The sequence below is a fragment of the Aquibium sp. ELW1220 genome (assembly GCF_030398385.1).
In the GTDB taxonomy this organism is placed as follows: Bacteria; Pseudomonadota; Alphaproteobacteria; order Rhizobiales; family Rhizobiaceae; genus Aquibium.
In genome coordinates, this window is sequence record NZ_JAOAOQ010000020.1 from 21,819 (window position 1) to 42,810 (window position 20,992).

18 protein-coding genes are annotated in these 20,992 nt (G+C 68.5%); 14 read left to right on the forward strand and 4 right to left on the reverse strand.

Annotated features, from left to right (window positions below; all coding sequences use genetic code 11):
- Positions 1-119 precede the first annotated feature (119 nt).
- From N1F91_RS18025 to N1F91_RS18055, 7 genes are all read left to right on the forward strand, one after another.
- Positions 120-2,477, forward strand: a complete 2,358-nt coding sequence (locus tag N1F91_RS18025; RefSeq protein WP_289994463.1) for a PAS domain-containing sensor histidine kinase — start codon at positions 120-122, stop codon at positions 2,475-2,477.
- Positions 2,478-2,488: 11 nt separating this feature from the next.
- Positions 2,489-3,997: a tRNA (adenosine(37)-N6)-threonylcarbamoyltransferase complex ATPase subunit type 1 TsaE gene (gene tsaE, locus N1F91_RS18030; protein ID WP_289994369.1), complete on the forward strand. Its 1,509-nt coding sequence runs from the start codon at positions 2,489-2,491 to the stop codon at positions 3,995-3,997.
- On the forward strand, positions 3,994-4,725 hold the full coding sequence (locus tag N1F91_RS18035) for a nucleotidyltransferase family protein (protein ID WP_289994370.1): 732 nt from the start codon (positions 3,994-3,996) through the stop codon (positions 4,723-4,725). Before tsaE ends, N1F91_RS18035 begins: the two co-directional genes overlap by 4 nt.
- A complete protein-coding gene (gene addB, locus N1F91_RS18040; RefSeq protein ID WP_289994372.1) occupies positions 4,722-7,865 on the forward strand; it encodes a double-strand break repair protein AddB in 3,144 nt (1,047 codons plus the stop codon). Before N1F91_RS18035 ends, addB begins: the two co-directional genes overlap by 4 nt.
- Positions 7,862-11,380 (forward strand): double-strand break repair helicase AddA, encoded by a 3,519-nt coding sequence (gene addA, locus N1F91_RS18045; protein ID WP_289994373.1) that lies wholly within the window; start codon positions 7,862-7,864, stop codon positions 11,378-11,380. Before addB ends, addA begins: the two co-directional genes overlap by 4 nt.
- A 104-nt stretch (positions 11,381-11,484) precedes the next feature.
- Positions 11,485-11,805, forward strand: a complete 321-nt coding sequence (gene trxA, locus N1F91_RS18050; protein WP_289994374.1) for a thioredoxin — start codon at positions 11,485-11,487, stop codon at positions 11,803-11,805.
- A 124-nt stretch (positions 11,806-11,929) separates the two neighbouring features.
- On the forward strand, positions 11,930-12,691 hold the full coding sequence (locus N1F91_RS18055; RefSeq protein ID WP_289994375.1) for a M48 family metallopeptidase: 762 nt from the start codon (positions 11,930-11,932) through the stop codon (positions 12,689-12,691).
- On the opposite strand, the gene N1F91_RS18060 is transcribed toward N1F91_RS18055, so the two are convergent.
- Together N1F91_RS18060 and N1F91_RS18065 are read right to left on the reverse strand one after the other, a co-directional pair.
- Complete coding sequence (locus N1F91_RS18060) at positions 12,692-13,099, reverse strand: PIN domain-containing protein (protein ID WP_289994376.1); 408 nt, start codon at positions 13,097-13,099, stop codon at positions 12,692-12,694. It abuts the gene before it with no gap.
- Positions 13,096-13,326 carry an AbrB/MazE/SpoVT family DNA-binding domain-containing protein gene (locus tag N1F91_RS18065; protein WP_289994377.1) on the reverse strand — a complete coding sequence of 77 codons (231 nt, stop codon included), beginning with the start codon at positions 13,324-13,326 and terminating at the stop codon, positions 13,096-13,098. The genes N1F91_RS18060 and N1F91_RS18065 overlap by 4 nt, the downstream gene beginning before the upstream one ends.
- A 105-nt stretch (positions 13,327-13,431) precedes the next feature.
- Here N1F91_RS18065 and N1F91_RS18070 point away from each other — a divergent pair, with 105 nt between their 5' ends.
- From N1F91_RS18070 to N1F91_RS18100, 7 genes are all read left to right on the forward strand, one after another.
- Positions 13,432-14,073, forward strand: a complete 642-nt coding sequence (locus N1F91_RS18070; RefSeq protein WP_289994378.1) for a phosphoribosylanthranilate isomerase — start codon at positions 13,432-13,434, stop codon at positions 14,071-14,073.
- Between the two features lie 219 nt (positions 14,074-14,292).
- Positions 14,293-15,513, forward strand: coding sequence for a tryptophan synthase subunit beta (trpB, locus tag N1F91_RS18075; RefSeq protein WP_289994379.1), 1,221 nt, complete (start codon positions 14,293-14,295; stop codon positions 15,511-15,513).
- Positions 15,514-15,583: 70 nt separating this feature from the next.
- Entirely contained in the window at positions 15,584-15,874 is a 291-nt protein-coding gene (locus N1F91_RS18080; protein WP_289994380.1) for a ribbon-helix-helix protein, CopG family, read from the forward strand.
- Complete coding sequence (locus N1F91_RS18085; RefSeq protein ID WP_289994381.1) at positions 15,871-16,182, forward strand: type II toxin-antitoxin system RelE/ParE family toxin; 312 nt, start codon at positions 15,871-15,873, stop codon at positions 16,180-16,182. The genes N1F91_RS18080 and N1F91_RS18085 overlap by 4 nt, the downstream gene beginning before the upstream one ends.
- Positions 16,179-17,021: a tryptophan synthase subunit alpha gene (trpA, locus tag N1F91_RS18090; protein WP_289994382.1), complete on the forward strand. Its 843-nt coding sequence runs from the start codon at positions 16,179-16,181 to the stop codon at positions 17,019-17,021. The genes N1F91_RS18085 and trpA overlap by 4 nt, the downstream gene beginning before the upstream one ends.
- 58 nt (positions 17,022-17,079) lie before the next feature.
- Positions 17,080-18,006 carry an acetyl-CoA carboxylase, carboxyltransferase subunit beta gene (accD, locus tag N1F91_RS18095; RefSeq protein WP_289994383.1) on the forward strand — a complete coding sequence of 309 codons (927 nt, stop codon included), beginning with the start codon at positions 17,080-17,082 and terminating at the stop codon, positions 18,004-18,006.
- Between the two features lie 55 nt (positions 18,007-18,061).
- Positions 18,062-19,393: a folylpolyglutamate synthase/dihydrofolate synthase family protein gene (locus tag N1F91_RS18100; RefSeq protein WP_289994384.1), complete on the forward strand. Its 1,332-nt coding sequence runs from the start codon at positions 18,062-18,064 to the stop codon at positions 19,391-19,393.
- Positions 19,394-19,475: 82 nt separating this feature from the next.
- On the opposite strand, the gene N1F91_RS18105 is transcribed toward N1F91_RS18100, so the two are convergent.
- Together N1F91_RS18105 and N1F91_RS18110 are read right to left on the reverse strand one after the other, a co-directional pair.
- Complete coding sequence (locus N1F91_RS18105) at positions 19,476-19,940, reverse strand: DUF2852 domain-containing protein (RefSeq protein WP_289994385.1); 465 nt, start codon at positions 19,938-19,940, stop codon at positions 19,476-19,478.
- A 251-nt stretch (positions 19,941-20,191) separates the two neighbouring features.
- A complete protein-coding gene (locus tag N1F91_RS18110) occupies positions 20,192-20,965 on the reverse strand; it encodes an outer membrane protein (RefSeq protein WP_289994386.1) in 774 nt (257 codons plus the stop codon).
- Positions 20,966-20,992: the final 27 nt, after the last annotated feature.

Genomic DNA, 20,992 nt, shown 5'->3' on the forward strand with positions numbered 1-20,992 from the left:
GAGCCGTTCGCGAGACGCTTTGCGCCGGTGCGGCCGGCTTCGCCTCGCTTGCAGGATCGCTCTGCTTGGCCACGCCCGCCGCCGCGCAGGAGCGCGTCGGCGTTGCAGGCGCCCGCGTCATGGGCGGCTTCGGCGCCTTCGAGGTGATCCAGTTCGCCACCTTCGCCGGCGTGCTCGGCGCGGCCCTGGTATCCGCGGTCTGGCTGATTCGCGAACGCGGCCGCATCGCGTCGGAGAACCTGCAACTGCGCGAGCGTATCGCCGAGCTCAATGCTGCCGTGCAGCGATCGGACGCACTGGCCAGCGTGCGCGACCAGCGCACCGTCGTCTGGTCGAGCGAGCACCGTCGGCCGGAAATCCTCGGTTCGCTGCCCGCGGCGCCCGGCGTCCCCGACGAACGCGGTGCCTTCCTCGCTTTCGGACGCTGGCTCTCGGCCGGCTCCGCCACGGCGATCGAGAACGCGATCTCGGCCCTGCGCAATGCCGGCGAGCCCTTCGACCTGGTGGCCGAGACCCGCAGCGGCATCGTCCTCGAGGTTCAGGGGCGCAAGGCGGCCAGCCATTCCATCGTGCGCTTCCAGTCGCTGACCGAGCGCCAGCGCGAGCATGCCCGCCTGCGCGCCGAGCATGCCGCCGTCACCGCCGACCACGACCTCGTGCTGAAGCTGCTCGACTCGCTCGAAATGCCTTTCTGGCTGCGCGACGCGGCCGGCCGCCTGCAGCACGCCAACGAGGCCTTCGCCATCGCGGTCGAGGCGGAGACGCCCGGCCAGGCCGTCGCCGAAGGGCGTGAACTTCTGGGCACGCAGGTTCGCGAGGCCGTGGCCCGCCACCACGCCACCGACCCGGTGTACCAGCAGACCGTTTCGGCCGTGATCGGCGGCGACCGCCGGCTCTTCGCGCTCACCGACGTCGCGACGAAGTTCGGCGCAGCCGGCCTCGCCGTCGACCGCAGCGAGATCGAGACTCTGCGCGGCGAGTTCGAGCGCATGATGCGGAGCCATTCCGAGACGCTCGACCAGCTCAACACCGCCGTCGCCACCTTCGACGCCGAGCAGAAGCTGCGCTTCTTCAACCAGGCCTTCCAGAAGCTCTGGCAGTTCGAGCCCGGTTTCCTGGAGAGCGCGCCCGACAACACGCTGATGCTCGACCGGCTGCGCAGCGCCGGCAAGCTGGCCGAGCAGCCGGAATGGCGCCGCTGGAAGGAAAACCTCCTCTCCGCCTATCGCTCCGTCGACCCGCAGGAGCACTGGTGGCACCTGCCGGACGGGCGCACCATCCGCGTCGTCGGCAATCCGAGCCCGCGCGGCGGCGTCACCTGGGTGTTCGAGAACCTGACGGAGCGCTTCGACCTCGAGAGCCGCTACAACACTGCGGTCCGCGTCCAGGGCGAGACGCTGGACAACCTCGCCGAAGGCGTCGCCGTGTTCGGCCCCGACGGCCGGGTGCGGCTCTTCAACCCCGCTTTCGCCCGGCTGTGGCGGCTCGGCAACGACGAGATCGGCGTCGGCATCCACATCGCCGTGATTCGCAAAGCCTGCGAGCGCGCCTGCGCCAAGAGCCCCTGGCCGGATTTCGTCGCCGCCGTCACCGGATTCGACGAGGAGCGCCGCGAGACGCATGGCAAGGTCGAACTCGTAGAGGGCTCGATCCTCAGCTACGCGGTGATCCCGCTACCGAACGGCCAGGTGATGACGACCTTCGTCGACGTCACCGACAGCGTCAACTTCGAGCGCGCCCTGCAGGAAAAGAACGAGGCGCTGCAGAAGGCAGACCAGTTGAAGAACGACTTCGTGCAGCACGTCTCCTACGAACTGCGCTCGCCGCTGACCAACATCATCGGCTTCACCGAACTGCTGGAGCAGCCCGACACCGGTCCGATGAACCCGCGCCAGGAGGAGTATCTCGACCACATCGCCTCGTCCTCGTCGGTGCTGCTCACCATCGTCAACGACATCCTCGATCTCGCCACCGTCGATGCCGGCATCATGGAACTGGAGATCGGGGAGGTGCCGGTGGCGCGCACCGTCCACGAGACCGCCGAACTCGTTGCCGAGAAGCTGCGCGAGCACGACATCGCGCTGAAGATCGATCTCGCCGCTGCGCCGGCCGCCTTCCAGGCCGACGAGCAGCGGCTGCGGCAGATCCTGTTCAACCTTTTGAGCAACGCCGCCAACTACGCGCCGGAGCACTCGACGATCGTCCTGTCCTGCCGGCAGGCGGACGACCGGATCGAGTTCGTCGTCCATGACGACGGTCCGGGCATGCCGCCCGAAATCCTCGATGCCGCCTTCAAGCGCTTCGAGCCGCGGGCCAATGGCGGCCGCAAGCGCGGCGCAGGCCTTGGTCTCGCCATCGTCAAGAGCTTCGTGGAACTGCATGGCGGGACGGTCGAGATCGACACCGGACGGTCGCGCGGAACCACCGTGATCTGCCGCTTCCCCGCCGCGCCGCGCGAGGCCAAGGCGGCCGAGTAGGAACAGCCTCCATGCGTGACGGTCCCTTCGACATCGGTCTGGCCGACGAGGCCGCCACGCAGCGGCTGGGCGAGGACCTCGCGCTGGCGCTGCGGCCGGGCGATCTCGTCCGGCTGGAGGGCGATCTCGGCGCCGGCAAGACGACGCTCGCCCGCGCGTTGATCCGCGCCATGGCCGGCGATCCGGAGCACGAGGTTCCGAGCCCCACCTTCACGCTCGTCCAGAGCTACGACCTGCGCATCCCCGTGCATCATCTCGATCTGTATCGAACCGGCGCTGCCGACGAGATCGACGAGCTGGGCGTCGAGGAAATGGCGTCGAGCGGCATCGTGCTCGTCGAGTGGCCGGAGCGGGCGGCCGATCGCCTGCCGCCGGCCGCGCTGGTAATCCACCTCGAACACGAGGCAGACGGCCGGCGCGTCCACGTCTCCGGCGCCGGACCGGCGCTGGCGCGCCTGGCCCGCTCGCTCGCCATCCGCTCCTTCCTGGCCGAGGCGGGCTGGGGCGAGGCCGCGCGCCGCTTCATGTTCGGCGACGCATCGACCCGCGCCTACGAGATCGTCGAGCGGGACGGCATCAGGCGGGTCCTGATGAACGCGCCGCGCCAGCCGGACGGACCCGCCATCCGCGAAGGCAAACCCTACAGCCAGATCGCGCATCTGGCCGAGGACGTGCTGCCCTTCGTGGCGGTCGGCGAGGCGCTGAAAGGCGCAGGCTTCGCCGCGCCGGAGATCCACGCGGCCGACATCGATGCAGGCCTGCTTCTGGTCGAGCATCTTGGCAGCGGCAACTTCCTCGCCGACGACGGCTCGCCCGTCGCCGATCGCTACGCCGCGGCGGGTCGACTGCTCGCTGCCCTGCACGGAAAGGTCTGGCCGGAGACGATCACCACCAGCCAGGGCATCGTGCACCCGGTGCCGGTCTATGATCGCGGCGCGATGACGATCGAGGTCGAACTGCTGACCGACTGGTACATGCCCCATGTCACCGGCGCGCCCGTTCCGGCCGAGACCAAGGCGGCATATGTCGCTGCATGGAATGCGGTCTTCGACCGTCTGGACCGCGCCGAGAAAAGCCTCGTCCTGCGCGACTACCACTCGCCCAACATCGTCTGGCGCGACGAGCGCGAGGGGCTCGACCGGCTTGGCCTCGTCGACTTCCAGGACGCGATGATCGGGCCGGCGGCCTACGACCTCGCGTCGCTTGCCATGGACGCCCGCGTGACGATCCCGCCGGAGATGGAGCGCGCGACGATCGAGGCCTATGCCGACGCGCGGTCTGCAGCCGGCGGCTTCGATCGCGCAGCCTTCGACGAGGCCTACGCCATCATGGCCGCGCAGCGGAACGCCAAGATCCTCGGCATCTTCGTTCGGCTCGACAGGCGCGACGGCAAGCCGGCCTATCTGAAGCACCTGCCGCGCATCCGCGCCTACTTCACCCGGGCGCTCGCCCATCCGGCGCTGGATCCCGTGGCCGCCTTCTGCCGCAATGCCGGCCTGCTCGACGACGCGACGCCATGAGCGCCGTGCCGAGAACCGCCATGGTGCTCGCCGCCGGGCTCGGCACGCGCATGCGGCCGATCACCGACACGATCCCGAAGCCGCTGGTCGAGATCGCCGGCCGCACCTTGCTCGACCGCGGCCTCGATACGCTGGAGCGCGCGGGCGTGCAGCACGCGGTGGTCAACGTCCACCATCTGGCGGATCAGATCGTGCGCCACGTCGCGCGGCGATCGAGCCCGGCGATCACCATATCCGACGAGACAGCCGGCCTGCTCGATTCGGCCGGCGGCATCGTCAGGGCGCTGCCGCTTCTGGGCGTCGAGCCCTTCCTCGTGCTCAACGCCGACACCTTCTGGATCGACGCCGACGGCATCGACAACCTTGCCGGGATGGCCGATGCGTGGGACCCTGCGGCGATGGACATGCTGCTGCTCACCGCCGGTCTCGCGGATGCCACGGGCCATACCGGCGGGATCGATTTCACGGCCGACGCAGAGGGGCGGCTCTCCCGCGCGAAGGGCGCCGCCGAAGGCGTCATCTATGCCGGCGCCATCATTCTCCACCCGCGCATCTTTGCGGGCGCCAACCCGGCGCCGCATTCGCTGAACCTCTATTTCGACCGTGCCATCGCCGCCGGCCGGCTGTTCGGCCACCGCATGCGCGGCTCCTGGATCACCGTCGGCACGCCGGATGCGATTCCTTCCGCCGAGAACGCCGTCGCGAGGGCCGCGGCAGGGCGGCCATGAGCGCCTTAGCGGTGCCCCGGGTGCTGTCGATCCCGCCTGGCGTGCCCTTTCTCGAGACCCTGGCAGACGCGCTGCTCGCTGGTCGCCTCGTGCCTGGCTACGCCTGGGACGGCGATCCGCTGAAGCTCGCCGACGTGACGATCTACGTACCGACCCGCCGTGCCGCGCGCGAGCTGCGCGCCATCTTCGCTGCCCGCGTCGGCAGCCAGGCCGGCGCCGCCTCCGCCATCCTGCCGGTGATCCGGCCGCTCGGCGATTTCGACGAGGATGCCGTGCTCTTCGAGGATAGCGGCGCGGACGCGCTCGACCTGGCACCGCCGATCGCGCCGATGGAGCGGCTGATGGCGCTGGCGCCGCTGGTGCAGGCCTGGAAGCGCCGGCTTCCCGCGCATGTCGCGCAGCTCTTCGCCGAGGAGGTGGTGGTGCCGTCCTCCCTCGCGGACGCGATCTGGCTTGCCCGCGATCTCGCCGCGCTGATGGACGAGATCGAGACGGAGGGTGTCGGCTGGGCTGGCCTTCAGGGCCTCGTCAGGGACGACCTCGCCAACTGGTGGCAGGTGACGCTGGAGTTCCTGTCGATCGTCACGACCGTCTGGCCGCAGGTGCTCGAGGCCATCGACCGCTCGAACCCGGCCGCCCACCGCTCCGCGATGATCGACGCCGAGGCGGTGCGGCTGGCCCGCAATCCGCCGGCCGGCCCAGTCATCGCCGCCGGCTCGACGGGCTCGATCCCCGCCACTGCGCGACTGCTTGCGGCCATTGCCCGCCTGCCTGGGGGTGCGGTGATCCTGCCCGGCCTCGACCGGCGGCTCGATGAGGCGTCGTGGGACCTGATCGGCCATTCGACCCAGCCCGCCTCCGCCTTCGGCCATCCGCAATATGGGCTGAAGAAGCTGATCGCCACCATCGGCATCGTTCGCGGCGATATCGAGGACATGGCGCAGCCCGAGCCGCCGCTTGCGGCGCGCAACCTCGTCATTTCCGAAGCGCTGCGCCCGGCCGAAACCACCGAGCGCTGGGTCGAGGCCGCGGCCGAAGTCGGCCAGGCGCTGGCCGGCGGCGCGCTCGACGGCGTCGCCCTGGTGGAGGCGGCCAACGAGCGCGAGGAGGCCATCGCGATCGCGGTGGCGTTGCGCGACGCAATCACGGGCGACGACAGCCACGTGGCGCTGGTCACCTCCGACCGCGAACTCGCCCGCCGCGTCGCCGCCGAACTGCTGCGCTTCGGCATCCAGGCCGACGATTCCGGCGGCACGCCGCTTGCCCGCACGCGACCGGGCCTGCTGCTCGTGCAGCTGCTGGCCGCCGTCTTCACGCCCGGCGATCCGGTGCCGCTGCTGGCGCTGCTCAAGCACCCGCTGTTCTGCCTCGGCCGCAGGCGAGGCCTGGTGCGCGACACGGTCGAGTGGATCGAGCTGGTCGCGCTTCGCGGCGGCACGGGGCGGCCCGACATCGCCACGCTTGGAGACGAGTTCGACCGCCGGCGGCGTGCGCTGGATGAAGAGCAGCGCAAGCCGTTCTGGCTGAGGCGCCTTACCGAGGCGGATGAGGCAGCCTGCCGCGCGCTCATCGCCGATCTTGCCGACGCCATCGCTCCGCTCCTTGTCCTGCGCGACCGCAAGGACGCGCCGATGGCGGACCTCGTCGCCGCCACCGTGACGGCGATCGAGGCGATCGGGCGGACCGCGGATGGCGGGCTCGGCAAGCTCTACGAGGGCGATGCAGGGGAGGGGCTGGTCGGCTTCCTGCGCAATCTCGACGCGGCGGCGGGAGGCATGGTCGTCGAGCCGCGCGAATGGGAGGCCATCGTCGCGGCGCTGCTCTCTGGCGAGACCGTCAAGCCGTCCGCGGGCAGCGATCCGCGCGTGTCGATCTGGGGCGCGCTCGAGGCGCGCCTGCTCGGCGCCGATCTGCTCGTCGTCGGCGGCCTCAACGAAGGCACCTGGCCGCGCAAGGCCGAGGCCGATCGCTTCATGTCGCGCATGATGAAGACGGGCATCGATCTGGAACCGCCGGAACGCCGCATCGGCCTCGCCGCGCACGACTTCATGATGGCGATGGGGGCAGGGCGTCTCGTGCTCACCCGAGCCGCCCGCGCGGGCGACGCGCCGGCTGTGCCCTCGCGTTGGTTGCAGCGCCTCACGACACTTGTGGGCGAAGCGCCGGCGAAGGCGATGCGCGCCCGCGGCGACCGCTACCTCGCCTGGGCGCGCCAGCTCGACGCGGGTCCCGACGTGCCCTTCGTCGAGCGGCCCTGTCCGGTGCCGCCCGTCGAGGCGCGGCCGACGGGCTTCTCCGTCACCGAGATCGAAACCCTGCGCCGCGACCCCTACGCGGTCTACGCCCGCCGCATCCTCGCGCTCCGGCCGCTCGACCCGCTGGTGCGCGATCCGGGCGCTGCCGAACGCGGTACGCTGTTCCACGACATCCTGCACCGCTTCACAATCTCCGGTGTCGATCCGGCGTCCGAGGCCGCGCTGGGCGCCCTGGTCGACATCGCCCGCGCGGCCTTCGATGCGCTGGCGCTGCCCGTCGATGTCGAGGCGGTGTGGTGGCCGCGCTTCATGGCCATGGCGCCGAACATCCTCGCCTTCGAGCGCGAGCGTACGCCCGGAATCCGCGCTCGTCATGCCGAGGATCGTGCCGGCTCGACGCCGATCGGCGCGACCGGCGTCACCCTGTCGGGCTATGCCGATCGCATCGACCTGCGTGGCGGCGGCCTGGCGGACATTCTCGACTACAAGACCGGCTCCAATCCGTCGAAGGGCCAGGCGCACACGCTCTTGTCGCCGCAGCTCGCGCTCGAAGGCGCGCTGCTCAGGCGGGGCTCGTTTGCGGGCACCGGCAAGGCAGAGCCGGCCGACCTTCTCTACGTTCGCCTGAAGCCGGACGGGCAGGTCGTTCCCGACTCGATCCTGGAGTTCAAGCGCGAAATCCGCTCCGCCTCCGACCTTTCGGAGGAAGCATGGGCGCGGCTGGAGAAGCTGGTCGCCCACTACCAGCGGCCCTCCACCGGCTACCTGTCGCGCGCGCTGCCCTTCCGCGAGGGCGACACCGACGGCGACTACGACCATCTCGCCCGGGTGCTCGAATGGTCGGCGGGCGCCGACGAGGCCGGCGGCGGGGAGGGCGAGGCATGAAGAAGCCCTTCTTCGTTCCCGAGGAAACGCAGCGCAGCCAGGCGCAGGCCTCCGATCCGCAGACATCCGCCTGGGTGTCGGCCAATGCCGGTTCGGGCAAGACGCATGTGCTGTCGCTGCGCGTCGTGCGGCTGCTGCTCGACGGCGCCGATCCCGCCCGCATCCTGTGCCTCACCTACACCAAGGCCGCCGCCGCCAACATGACGACGCGCGTGTTTCGCGATCTCGGCCGCTGGGCGACGCTGGACGACGCGACGCTGTCTGCGGAGATCGCCAGGATCGAGGGCTCGCCGCCGTCGCGCGCCAAGCGCGAACGCGCTCGCCGGCTCTTCGCCCGTGCGCTGGAGACGCCGGGCGGGCTGAAGATCCAGACCATCCACGCCTTCTGCGAGGCGGTGCTGCACCGCTTCCCGCTGGAGGCCAACATCGCCGGCCATTTCGAGATGCTCGACGGCCAGATGGAGCAGGCGCTCGTCGCGGAGGCCCGCCGCGATCTCCTGTCGGGGGCTTCCGAGGGGCGGGACGCCGTGCTTGCCGACGCTTTCGCCACCGTCCTGCAGGCGGGCGGCGAGGCGGGTCTCGACGCGCTGCTGTCGGAGATCGTCGGCAAGCGAGACAAGCTGCGCGCCTTCATTGACCAGATCGGCGGCGCACCGTCGGGCTTTGCTGACCTTTTCGAGGAATTCGGTTTCTCGGGCGACGAGACGGAAGCCGGTATCGCTGCTGCCGCCTGGCCGGATGCCTATTTCACCGCGGCCCTCGCGCGGAGCCTCGGCGAGCGCGCCGGCGAGGCCGGCAAGGCGAGGGCGGCCGACTTCGCCGCCGAACTGGCGGCCGCCTGCGGCAATCGCGACCAGATCTTGGCCCTGCTCGCTGCACGCGACCTCTTCCTCAAGAAGGGCAAGCCCGACTGGGAACCCAAATCGGTGAAGCAGGTCCTTTCGAAAGGCGTCGCCGAACATTTCCCGGGTTTTGCCGACGCACACGCCCGCACCTGCGAAGCCCTTCTCGATGCCTGCGACCGGCTCGCCGCTTACCGCATGCTGCAGGCGACGCGCGCCGCGCTCACCATCGCCGACTGGCTGATCGCCCGCTACGAGCGGCTGAAGAGCGCGCGCGGCTTTCTCGATTTCAACGACCTGATCACCCGCACCGTACGGCTCTTGTCGCGTGCCGATGTCGGACCGTGGATCCAGTACAAGCTCGACCAGGGCATCGACCACATTCTGGTCGACGAGGCGCAGGACACCAGCCCCGACCAGTGGCGGGTGGTGGCGCGGCTGGCCGAGGAGTTCTTTACCGGCACCGGCGCGCGCGACAACGTCCGCCGCACCATCTTTGCGGTCGGCGACGAGAAGCAGTCGATCTACTCCTTCCAGGGCGCCGAGCCGAAAGCCTTCGACGACCACGGATACGCCTTTCGGCAGAAGGTGGAGGCCGCGCAGGCCGGCTTCGCCCGCGTCCGGCTGACCCATTCCTTCCGCTCCACCGAAGATGTGCTCAGGGCGGTCGACCTCGTCTTCTCCAGCGACGAGGCGCGCGCCGGCTTGACGGTCGATCCCGAGGGCATCGAGCACCGGGCGATCCGCGCCGGCGAACCGGGGCTGGTCGAACTCTGGGACCAGATCGCGCCCGAGGCCGTCGAAGCGCCTGACGACTGGGCCGAGCCGGTCGACCACGCCTCGGCGCCCGCCGTCCAGCTGGCCGAAACCATCGCCCGCACCATCGACGGCTGGCTGAAGGCGGGCGAGCCGCTTCCGGGCAAGGGCAGGCTGGTGCGGCCGGGCGACGTGCTGGTGCTGGTCCGCAAGCGCGACCGCTTCATCCACGCGCTTGCCCGTGGCCTGAAGAACCGCGGCATCCCGGTGGCGGGTGCCGATCGGCTGAACCTGCGCGCCCACATCGCGGTGAAGGACCTGATCGCGCTCGGCCGCTTCGTGCTTCAGCCCAACGACGACCTGTCGCTGGCCGCTCTCCTGAAGAGCCCGATCTTCGGCCTGTCCGAGGACGCCCTGTTCTCGCTTGCCCATGATCGCGGCCGCGCCTCGCTGTGGGACGTGCTGAACAACCACGCCGCCACCGACTTGAAATGGCAACACGTCGGGCAGTCCTTGCAGCGCTGGCGCGATGAGGCCGACGGCCGCCCCGTCTTCGAATTCTACGCGTCCATCCTTGGCCGCGACGGCGTGCGCCGCAGGATGATCGCCCGACTCGGCCACGAGGCCGGCGAAATCCTCGACGAGTTTCTGGCCTTCTGTCTCGCCGCCGAGAAGGCGGGCCCGGCGGGGCTCGAATCCTTCCTTGCCGCGCTGGAGAACGCCGGACCGGACATAAAGCGCGAGATGGACCAGACCCGCGACGAGGTGCGCATCATGACGGTGCATGCCTCCAAGGGGCTGGAGGCGCCGCTGGTCTTCCTCGTCGACAATGGCAGCGCGCCCTTTTCCGAGACGCACCTGCCGCGCCTGCTGCCGATCCCGTCGGCGAAGGGGCTGTGGCCGGGCGAGGGCTTCGTCTGGCGTTCCTCGTCCGACGTCCAGAACCGCCTGTCGCGCGGCATCGGCCGGGCGATCGGCGAGAAGGCGAAGGAGGAATACCGCCGCCTCCTCTATGTCGGCATGACGCGCGCCGAGGACCGGCTGATCGTCTGCGGCTATCGCGGCATGCGCGAGCCGCAGGAGGGCATCTGGCATCGTCTCGTCGAGACCGGCTTCTCGGCCGGCACCGTGGAGGAGGTTCAGCACCCGCAGGCGGGCCTGCGCGTGCGCCGCTTCCGCGTCACGCCCGACCGGCCGCTGCCTCCGGCTGAAGCCGGGACGACTGCCTCGGCCACGCAGGACGCCCTGCCGCCGTGCCTGACGGAACGGCTGGCGCGCTCCCGCGCGTTCCCGCGGCCGCTGGCGCCGTCGGGCGCGGGCGCCCTGATCGGCGAAAGCGAGGAGATCGCGCCGCTCTCGGCGTCGCCGGTGCTGGCCGCTGCCTCGGGTCCCTCTTTCGCCGCCGCGCGCGGTACTGCAGTCCACCGGCTGCTCCAGAGCCTGCCCGATGTTGCGCCGGCCGAACGCGAAGCCGCCGCCCGCCGCTACCTCGACCGCGCGGGCAATGGCTGGAGCGCGGCCGACCGCGAGGCGCTGTGGCGCTCGGTGGAGGCGGTGCTGACCGAGCCCGCCTTCGCGCCGGTCTTTTCGCCTGGTTCCCGCGCCGAGGTCTCGGTCATGGGCACGCTGGAGGTGGCAGGCCGCCTGCGCGCGGTTTCCGGCAAGATCGATCGCCTTGCCGTGACCGACGACGCCGTGCTGATCGTCGACTACAAGACCAACCGCCCGCCGCCGCGCGGCCTCGACGCGGTGCCCGAGACCTACATCGCCCAGCTCGCGCTCTACCGCGCCCTGCTCGTCCCGCTCTATCCGGAAAAGCGGGTGGAAGCGGCGCTGCTCTTCACCGAAGGACCGCATCTCGTCGCGTTGCCGGAGGTGCTGCTCGGCGCCGCTCTTGTCCGACTCACGGCAGCGTGACAAAACACGTCTTGAACGTGGCCGGCCGGCCGACCACATATGCGCGGAACGTAATCTGTTGCGGGACCGGCCGAAGGCCGCAGCCCTCGCCAAGGAGACACCGGATGTCCACCGTCAAAGCCGACAAGAACACCTTCCAGGCCGAAGTGCTCGACGCCGCCGAGCCCGTTGTCGTCGATTTCTGGGCCGAATGGTGCGGCCCCTGCAAGATGATCGGCCCCTCGCTCGAGGAGATCTCCAACGAGATGGCCGGCAAGGTGAAGATCGCCAAGGTCAACATCGACGAGAACCCCGAGATCGCCGCGCAGTACGGCATCCGCTCGATCCCGACGCTGATGCTCTTCAAGGGCGGCCAGGTCGCCGACATGAAGGTCGGCGCCTCGCCCAAGACCGCGCTCTCGGCCTGGATCAGCGGCAACGTCTGATCGACCCACTGGCTGAACGGAACGAGCCCGGCCTCTGCGCCGGGCTTTTTCGTGATGCGCTGCGACTCCCCTCCCAGCAAGGGAGAGGGGAGCGCTCCAACCCCGAATCGTCTATCCTCCGCCCATGCTGCCAGGCTTCCTCAAGCGTCCCGTCCGCCTCCCGCCGCCGCCCACCGAGCCGGAAGAGCGGACGCATGTCGTGGCCGGGCGCGAACTGCCGTTGCGCGTCGTCGAGAACGCCCGCGCCAAGCGGCTGACGCTTCGGATCGACGTCGGCGGGCGCGGCCTGCGCGTCACCGTCCCGCCCGGACTGTCCGAACGCGAGGTCGACCGTTTCCTCGACCGGCACCACGGCTGGCTGGAGGACAAGCTCGGCAAGCTGCCCGACCGGCCGCAGCTGCGCCCCGGCGCGAAACTGCCGCTGCGCGGCGTGCCGCACCTGATCGTGCACGAGCCTTCGGCGCGCGGCAGCGTGGCGTTGGACACCGTCGACGGCGTGCCAGCGCTGGTCGTCCATGGTGACCGCGCCCACCTGCCGCGACGCCTCGCCGATTTCCTCAAGCGCGAGGCCAAACGCGACATCGAGCCGCTGGTGGCGAAGCACTCGGCCGCCGTCGGCCGCAAGGCCAAGGCCGTCCGCTTCAAGGACACCACGAGCCGCTGGGGCTCCTGCTCGTCCGACGGCAACCTCTCCTTCTCCTGGCGCATCATGATGGCCCCGCCGGTGGTGATCGACTACCTCGTCGCCCACGAGGTCGCGCATCTGAAGGAGATGAACCACGGCCCGAAATTCTGGAAGCTCTGCCGCACGCTCAGCCCCCGCACCGACGAGGCCAAGGCCTGGCTCAAGCGCAACGGCGCGGCGCTGCACGCGATCGGGTTCTGATCAGGACTCCCCGGGCGCCATGAGCCGGACAGTCGGAAAGTACGTCCGGTAGCGGCCGACGTCGCGTGTAAGCAGGACGTGGTCGAGAACGGCGGCATGTGCCCCGATGAAGAAGTCGGGCAGCACCCCGCCGCGCTGTCCGCCAGCGCCTCGGTATTGTGCGAATGCCTTCGCCGCGAGGAAAAGCGCAGCCCGTGGAATGGCGACATGACGGAGCCCGGCAGCGGCGACGAAGGCGTCGACATCTTCGATCATGCCGTACCGGGTCGAAATCTCGGCATAGACGACGTCGTTGATGATCAGGTCGCCTCGCAACGAAGCGTCCTGAAGCGCGGCCAGTGACCAGGATGCCCAGACTGCATCGTCCGTGGCGAGGTCGAGGAGGACGTTGGAATCGACGAGCGTCACGTCTCGCCGCGCGTCAGCGCCATGATATCGTCGGTGGACAGTCCCTTGCCGGCGTGACCACGCAAGGCTTCGAAACGATCGGGTGGAGGCGATTTCGTCGTCGCTTCGAGCACGATGCTGCCGTCGGTGGCCCGCCGGAACCGCACCTCGCTTCCCGGCTTCAATCCGAGGTGATCGCGCACGGCCTTCGGTATCGTGACTTGGCCCTTCACCGTGACGGTGCCCATGACGCCTCCTTGGTAATACATGTTTCGGAAAGGTAATACCCGCAACCCTCCCGAACAAGCGCTCTCGCCTCGACATCGCCGCCGTTCCATGCGATTTCGACGCCCATGCCCCTCGACATAAAAATCTGCGGCCTTTCCACGCCCGACACGCTGTCCGCCGCACTCGACGGCGGGGCGACGCATGTCGGTTTCATCTTCTTTGCCAAAAGCCCGCGCAACGTGACGCCCGCCGAGGCCGGCCGGCTGCGCCAGGCGGCGCGGGGGAGGGCGCAGGCGGTGGCCGTCACCGTCGATGCCGACGACGCCTTTCTCGACGCGATCGTCGCCGAGATGGCCCCCGACATGCTGCAGCTGCACGGCAAGGAGACGCCCGCGCGCGTCGCCGAGGTCAAGGCGCGCCACGGCCTGCCGGTGATGAAGGCGTTTTCGGTCGCCGATAAGGCTGATCTGGAGAAGATCGCGCCGTTCCGCGCCGTGGCCGACCGCTTCCTGTTCGACGCCAAGCCGCCGAAGGGCGCGGAGCTTCCGGGGGGCAACGGCGTCTCGTTCGACTGGACGGTGCTCGCCGGGCTCGATCCGTCGGTCGACTACATGCTGTCGGGCGGACTGACGCCGGGCAACGTCGCCGAGGCGCTCCGCCTGGTCTCGCCGCCCGGCCTCGACGTCTCTTCCGGCGTAGAGAGCGCGCCGGGGGTGAAGGATGTCGGCCTGATCGCCGATTTCTTCCGCGCCGTCCGCGGCGCTTGAGCCGCGCTCTCCTCGCCCCGCGCGAGTGGCGCAAGGGTGGACCCGGCAGAGACCGGGACGGAGAGGGCAAAATCCGCCGTTGAAGAGGGCAGGGGCTGCGTCCGCGACGGCGACAAGCCGGATTTTGCCCGTCCTTCCCCGTTGCCTTTCGGCCCTCCGACACGATATGCGAGACCCAACGAGAGCCGTCGGCGTGGCCCGGCAGGCGAGGAGAGCGCTATGAACCAGCCGGTCGCACCGAATTCCTTCCGCACGGGACCCAACGAGCAGGGCATGTTCGGCATCTTCGGCGGGCGCTTCGTCGCCGAGACGCTGATGCCGCTGATCCTCGACCTCGAGAAGCACTGGACCGAGGCGCGCAATGACCCTGCCTTCAAGGCCGAGCTGGAGAACCTGAACACCCACTATACCGGCCGCCCGTCGCCGCTCTATTTCGCCGAGCGGCTGACGGAGCATCTCGGCGGCGCGAAGATCTATTTCAAGCGCGACGAGCTGAACCATACCGGATCGCACAAGATCAACAATTGCCTCGGCCAGATCCTGCTCGCCCGGCGCATGGGCAAGAAGCGCATCATCGCCGAAACCGGCGCCGGCCAGCATGGCGTCGCCTCGGCCACCGTGGCTGCGCGCTTCGGTTTCCCCTGCATCGTCTACATGGGCGCCACCGACGTGCAGCGCCAGGCGCCCAACGTGTTCCGCATGAAGCTGCTCGGCGCCGAAGTGCGGCCGGTCACCTCCGGCCACGGCACGCTGAAGGACGCTATGAACGAGGCCCTGCGCGACTGGGTCACGAACGTGGAGGACACCTACTACATCATCGGCACCGCCGCCGGCCCGCATCCCTATCCCGAGCTGGTGCGCGAGTTCCAGTCGGTGATCGGCCGCGAGACGAAGGAGCAGATGCTGGCCGCCGAAGGCCGCCTGCCCGACATGCTGGTGGCCGCCGTCGGCGGCGGCTCCAACGCCATCGGCCTGTTCCACCCCTTCCTCGACGACAAGGACGTGCAGATCGTCGGCGTCGAGGCCGGCGGCAAGGGCCTGTCGGGTGAAGAGCACTGCGCCTCGCTGACCGCCGGCTCGCCCGGCGTGCTGCACGGCAACCGCACCTATCTGCTGCAGAACGAGGACGGCCAGATCAAGGACGGCCATTCGATCTCGGCCGGTCTCGACTATCCCGGCATCGGTCCAGAGCACTCCTGGCTGAAGGATTCGGGCCGCGTCGAATACGTGCCGATCATGGACCAGGAGGCGCTGGAGGCGTTCCAGCTGCTGACGAAGCTCGAAGGCATCATCCCGGCGCTGGAGCCCGCCCACGCGCTGGCCGAGGTCATCAAGCGCGCGCCGACGATGGGCAAGGACCAGATCATCGTGATGAACCTCTGCGGCCGCGGCGACAAGGACATCTTCACGGTGGGCAAGATCCTGGGAGTGGAGCTGTAGCCGCTAACCGGATTGGTGGCACGCGCCGGGCGTGATAGACTGCGATTTCAGCACGAACGGGGACGAACCGATGGGCGAGGTGCCGCTTTCGCTTCATGTGACCGCCGAGACCAAGCGGGAACTGGAGGAGCATGCCCGGCAACTGAACGTGTCGGTGGCAGAGATCGCCGAGCGGGCGATCTCATCCTATCTCGAAATCCCCGCCCGCGAGCGCGCGCTCCTCAAGGAGAGGCTCGCCGAGGCCGACAAGGGGGTTTTCATATCCAGTGAGGCCATGATGCGCTGGGTGGAAAGCTGGGGGACTGGCGAAGAACTCCCGCCGCCCGAACCGGACGTCTTCCTTCCGCCGCGGCGCCGATGAAACTCGTCTTCCTCGCGTCGACGAAACCCGACCTGAACTGGTTTCGAACCTACTATGAGACGATCTTTCCCGAGGGCTTGGGCACGGCGCGCCTGCACTACGTGAAGGCCATCGACAACATCGTTCTCAACCCCTACATCGGCCGGCAGATCGGGATGGAGGGTTTGCGGAAACTCCCCGTCCGCAAGACGCCTTTCGCGATCGTATACGAGGTCTTCGACGATCGTATCGAAATCGTTCGGATATGGGATCAACGTGCGGACCCCGAATCGCTCGGGTTCGAAGAAGAGGCTGCCGTCCTGGAATGACCGACACCCGCATCGACCGCCGCATGGCGAAGCTCAAGGCCGAAGGCCGCCCCGCCCTCGTCACCTATTTCATGGGCGGCGACCCCGACTACGCGACCTCGCTGTCGATCATGAAGGCGCTGCCGAAGGCAGGCAGCGACGTCATCGAGCTCGGCATGCCCTTCTCAGACCCCATGGCCGACGGACCGGCGATCCAGGCCGCGGGCCTGCGCGCGCTGAAGGCCGGCCAGACGCTGAAGAAGACGCTCGCCATGGCGGCAGACTTCCGCAAGGGGGACGACGAGACGCCGATCGTCATGATGGGCTATTACAACCCGATCTACGTCTATGGCGTCGAGCGCTTCCTCGCCGATGCGATCGAGGCGGGAATCGACGGCCTGATCGTGGTCGACCTGCCGCCGGAGATGGACGAGGAGCTCTGTATTCCCGCCGTGCGCGCCGGCATCAACTTCATCCGCCTCGCCACGCCCACCACCGACGACATGCGCCTGCCCAAGGTGCTCGAGAACACGTCGGGCTTCGTCTACTACGTGTCGATGACCGGCATCACCGGCTCCGCGCTCGCAGACACGGGCAAGGTGGGCGACGCCGTCCGCCGTATCAAGAGCCATACCGGCCTGCCGGTCTGCGTCGGCTTCGGCGTCAAGACGGCGGAGCAGGCGCGGGCCATCGGCGCCTCGGCCGACGGGGTCGTGGTCGGCACGGCGATCGTCAACGCTGTCGCCAACGTGCTGGGGCCGAAGGGCGAGATGACCGCCGACCCGGCCGAGGCCGTCGCCACGCTGGTTGCCGGCCTCGCCCAGGGCGTGCGCCAGGCCCGCCTTGCTGCCGCCGAATAATCGCCCCATCTAGGGGACAAGGGGCCGCGCTGAAGGCCCCGCGGAAGGAGACCCTTCGATGAACTGGATCACGAACTACGTTCGCCCGAAGATCAATTCCATGCTCGGCCGGCGCGACATGCCGGAAAACCTCTGGATCAAATGTCCCGAGACAGGCGAGATGGTGTTCCACAAGGATCTCGAGGAGAACCAGTGGGTCATCCCGGCGTCGGGGCACCACATGCGGATCTCGGGCAAGGACAGGCTGCGCTTCTTCTTCGACGAAGGCCGCTACGAGCTTCTGGAGAACCCGAAGGTCGCGATCGATCCGCTCAAGTTCCGCGACGAGAAGCGCTACACCGACCGCCTGCGCGACGCCCGCACCAAGACCGGCATGGAAGACGCCATTCTCAATGCCGTCGGCACCATCGACGGGCTGGAGGTGATGGCCACCGTCCAGGACTTCGCCTTCATGGGCGGCTCGCTCGGCCTCGCCGCCGGCGAGGCCATCGTGCACGGCTTCGAAACCGCGCTGAAGCGGCGCCTGCCGCTGGTCCTCTTCGCCGCCTCCGGCGGTGCACGTATGCAGGAAGGCATCCTGTCCCTGATGCAATTGCCGCGCACCACGGTCGGCGTCGACCGCCTGAAGGAGGCCGGCTTGCCTTACTTCGTGGTCCTCACCAATCCGACGACCGGTGGCGTGACAGCCTCCTACGCCATGCTTGGCGACGTCCACATTGCCGAGCCTGGTGCGCTGATCGGCTTCGCCGGCCCGCGCGTCATCGAGCAGACCATCCGCGAGAAGCTGCCGGAAGGGTTCCAGCGCGCCGAGTACCTGATGGAGCACGGCATGGTCGACATGGTGGTGCCGCGAACCGAACTGAAGTCGACGATCGCGCGCCTGATGAAGATCTTACTGAACACTCCGCTGCCGCTGACCATCGAGGCGCAAACGGAAACGCCGGAGACGCAGGCCGAAGAGGCCGAATCGCATCAGCCGGCGTAGAGAACCGGGCTCGCCCGGGCAACAACGGCACGGCGACGAGCGCAGGGGCATATTCGTGACCACTTCCAGGGCCGACCGCGAGATCGCGCGGTTGATGACGCTGCACCCCAAGGGCTTCGACCTGTCGCTGGACCGTATCCGGCGGCTGCTCGATCGGTTGGGCAATCCGCAGGACCGGCTGCCGCCCGTCATCCACATCGCCGGCACCAACGGCAAGGGTTCGGCGGCGGCTTTCTCGCGCGCCTTGCTCGAAGCCGCGGGCCACATGGTCCACGTGCACACCTCGCCGCACCTCGTCTCCTGGCACGAACGCTACCGCATGGCCGCGCCCGATGGCGGCCGCTTCGTCTCCGACGAGGTCTTCGCCGAGGCGATCGGCCGTGTCGCGGAGGCCAACCAGGGCGAGACGATCACGGTCTTCGAAATCCTGACTGCCGTCGGCTTCGTGCTCTTCTCCGAGCATCCCGCCGACGCGGTGATCCTCGAGGTCGGCCTCGGCGGCCGATTCGACGCGACCAACGTGGTCGCTCGCCCCGCCGTCACCATCGTCATGCCGATCTCGCTCGACCACCAGGCCTATCTCGGCGACCGGGTCGAACTGATCGCGGCCGAAAAGGCGGGCATCATGAAGCGGGGCGTGCCCGTCGTCATCGGCCAGCAGGAATCCGACATCGCACGCGACGTGCTGGTCGACACCGCCGATCGGCTCGACTGCCCGACCTTCGTCTACGGCCAGGATTTCCTGTCATTTTCTGAAAACGGCCGCCTGACCTACCAGGACGACGACGGCCTGCTCGACCTGCCATTGCCGCGCCTGCCCGGCCGCCACCAGTTTGCCAATGCAGCCGCCGCTATTGCGGCCGTCAAGGCGGCGGGCTTCACGCTGCCCATGACGGCGGTCGAGAAGGCCATGATCTCGGTGGACTGGCCGGGCCGCATGCAGCGGCTGAGCAACGGCCGCCTTGCGGAACTGGCGCCGGAAGGCGCGGAGATCTGGATCGACGGCGGCCACAATCCGGGCGCCGGTGCGGTCATCGCCGAGGCGCTCGGCGCACAGGAGGAACGCTTCGCGCGGCCGCTGTTCCTGATCTGCGGCATGATCTCGACCAAGGACCAGACCGGTTTCTTCGCCGCCTTCGAAGGCATCGCGCGCCATGTCTTCACCGTGCCGGTGGCGGGGAGCGACGCGGGCGTCCCGAACGACCAGCTTGCCATCCGCGCCGCCGAAGCGGGTCTCTCGGCCGAGCCCATCAACTCGGTTGCCGAGGCGCTGACGCTGCTGCGCGACAACTGGGAGAACAACGAACCGGCGCCGCGCATCCTCATCTGCGGCTCGCTCTATCTGATGGGCGACGTGCTTCGCGAGAACGGCACCCCGCCGGTCTGACGAGCGCTATCCGACCACTTCAAACGGAAGCGGCGCCGTGTTGCCACGGCGCCGCCGGAATTGACCCCTTGGAGCGATCACGTCAGTCGTCGAGCAGGGTCGGTCCGCTCTTCGGCGCGCCGTTCGTCGGCTCGCCGGCGTCGCGCTGACGCTTGCGCTCGGACATGAAGCGGTCGAACTCTTCCTGGTCCTTGGCGCGGCGCAGTTCGCGCAGGTAGCCATCGAATTCCGCGCGCATCTCGTCGAGCTTGCGGCGCTCTTCCTCGATGCGAGTCATCTCGGCATCGCGCCAGTCGTCGAAGGCGACGTTGCCGGTCCGGCCCAAACCGCCATGACGGCCGCGCGCATGACGGCCCCGGCCCTTGCACGAGGCGAAGAAGCCGTCAGTGGCCTGGTTGACGTCGCGCTTGAACCCGTCAAGCCGGTCGCCCCAGATGATGTAGGCAAGCATGGCGAGGCCGAGCGGCCAGAACACCATGAAGCCGATCACCATCAGCGCAATCGTCGCCGGCGTCCATGCCGGACGGATCAGTGCAGTCGTGTTCATCGTTTCCCGTTCCTTCCGTAGGGGGCAGCCGAACCGGGCTGCATGGTTTCGAAATGGGAACCGGAAAACGGCTATTCAAGCGTCGGGAATGTAAAGTTGTGCAAACGGAAGACGCACGTCGTCGCCCGCTGAACCTGGGGAAGAACAGGATCCGCGGTGTCTCGGACACGCCGCGCTGCCTCTCTGAATGAGATCGAGACCGCCCAGTGGCGACCTCGGTCCGTCAGGCTACGTCCCCCGTGCCAGGCGCGTCAGAAGCGGTAGTTGAGCGTGAACCGCACGGTGTGCAGGTCCATATCGACATCCGAGTTGAAGCCGTTGTTGGCGACGAACGTCGCATTGCCGAAATCGGTGTAGCGATACTCCAGACCGGCAGACCAGTTCATGTTGATGGCATATTCGAGGCCTGCTCCGACCGTCCAGCCATCGAAGGTCTCGCTCAGCGTCTGGCCGGTGAAGCTGTTGAAGCGGTCGACATCCGCCCACGCCCAGCCCGCCGTCACATAGGGCAGGAACCGATCCATGGTATAGCCCAACCGAGCCCGCACGGATGCCATGCTGTTGATGTCCATCGAGACGGTCGTAGCGTTGAACCCGACCGCGCTGCCGTCAATCTCCGCAAAGGAGAAATCCGCCTCAACGCCGAGCAACAGCCCGCTGCCGAAGACGAAATTGTAGCCGACCTGGCCGCCGCCGAAGAACCCGTCCAGATCGAGATCCACGGCGCCGGGGAACCCGTTCGTGAACTCGGCGTCGCTGTCTGCCCAGCCATAGCCGCCGTGGACGCCGACATAGAAGCCGCTCCAGTCGATGCCGGCCACCATCGGCACCGGCTCCTCGTAGGTCACGACGTCGGCCGCGCGGGATTGTCCACCGATCGTCACCAATGCTGCGGAAGCGAGAAGCAACATGCGTAGCATAGCAATACCCTCCTGAATGCCTGAACCTATACTGGTCCTCAGCTTCAGGAGATGTCTAGTCGTCATGTGACGAAGAGAGAGACAGGCGATGAAGAAGAGGTTCATGAGTTGCTGTCGGGCAACATAAAAAAA

Coding starts and splice junctions, on each gene's coding strand:
- addB (WP_289994372.1), top strand. CDS start 4,722: ATGAGCGCCTTAGCGGTGCCCCGGGTGCTGTCGATCCCGCCTGGCGTG.
- accD (WP_289994383.1), top strand. CDS start 17,080: ATGAACTGGATCACGAACTACGTTCGCCCGAAGATCAATTCCATGCTC.
- N1F91_RS18085 (WP_289994381.1), top strand. CDS start 15,871: ATGAAACTCGTCTTCCTCGCGTCGACGAAACCCGACCTGAACTGGTTT.
- trpA (WP_289994382.1), top strand. CDS start 16,179: ATGACCGACACCCGCATCGACCGCCGCATGGCGAAGCTCAAGGCCGAA.
- trpB (WP_289994379.1), top strand. CDS start 14,293: ATGAACCAGCCGGTCGCACCGAATTCCTTCCGCACGGGACCCAACGAG.
- N1F91_RS18110 (WP_289994386.1), bottom strand. CDS start 20,965: ATGAACCTCTTCTTCATCGCCTGTCTCTCTCTTCGTCACATGACGACT.
- trxA (WP_289994374.1), top strand. CDS start 11,485: ATGTCCACCGTCAAAGCCGACAAGAACACCTTCCAGGCCGAAGTGCTC.
- addA (WP_289994373.1), top strand. CDS start 7,862: ATGAAGAAGCCCTTCTTCGTTCCCGAGGAAACGCAGCGCAGCCAGGCG.
- N1F91_RS18080 (WP_289994380.1), top strand. CDS start 15,584: ATGGGCGAGGTGCCGCTTTCGCTTCATGTGACCGCCGAGACCAAGCGG.
- N1F91_RS18070 (WP_289994378.1), top strand. CDS start 13,432: ATGCCCCTCGACATAAAAATCTGCGGCCTTTCCACGCCCGACACGCTG.
- N1F91_RS18035 (WP_289994370.1), top strand. CDS start 3,994: ATGAGCGCCGTGCCGAGAACCGCCATGGTGCTCGCCGCCGGGCTCGGC.
- N1F91_RS18105 (WP_289994385.1), bottom strand. CDS start 19,940: ATGAACACGACTGCACTGATCCGTCCGGCATGGACGCCGGCGACGATT.
- N1F91_RS18025 (WP_289994463.1), top strand. CDS start 120: ATGGGCGGCTTCGGCGCCTTCGAGGTGATCCAGTTCGCCACCTTCGCC.
- N1F91_RS18065 (WP_289994377.1), bottom strand. CDS start 13,326: ATGGGCACCGTCACGGTGAAGGGCCAAGTCACGATACCGAAGGCCGTG.
- tsaE (WP_289994369.1), top strand. CDS start 2,489: ATGCGTGACGGTCCCTTCGACATCGGTCTGGCCGACGAGGCCGCCACG.
- N1F91_RS18055 (WP_289994375.1), top strand. CDS start 11,930: ATGCTGCCAGGCTTCCTCAAGCGTCCCGTCCGCCTCCCGCCGCCGCCC.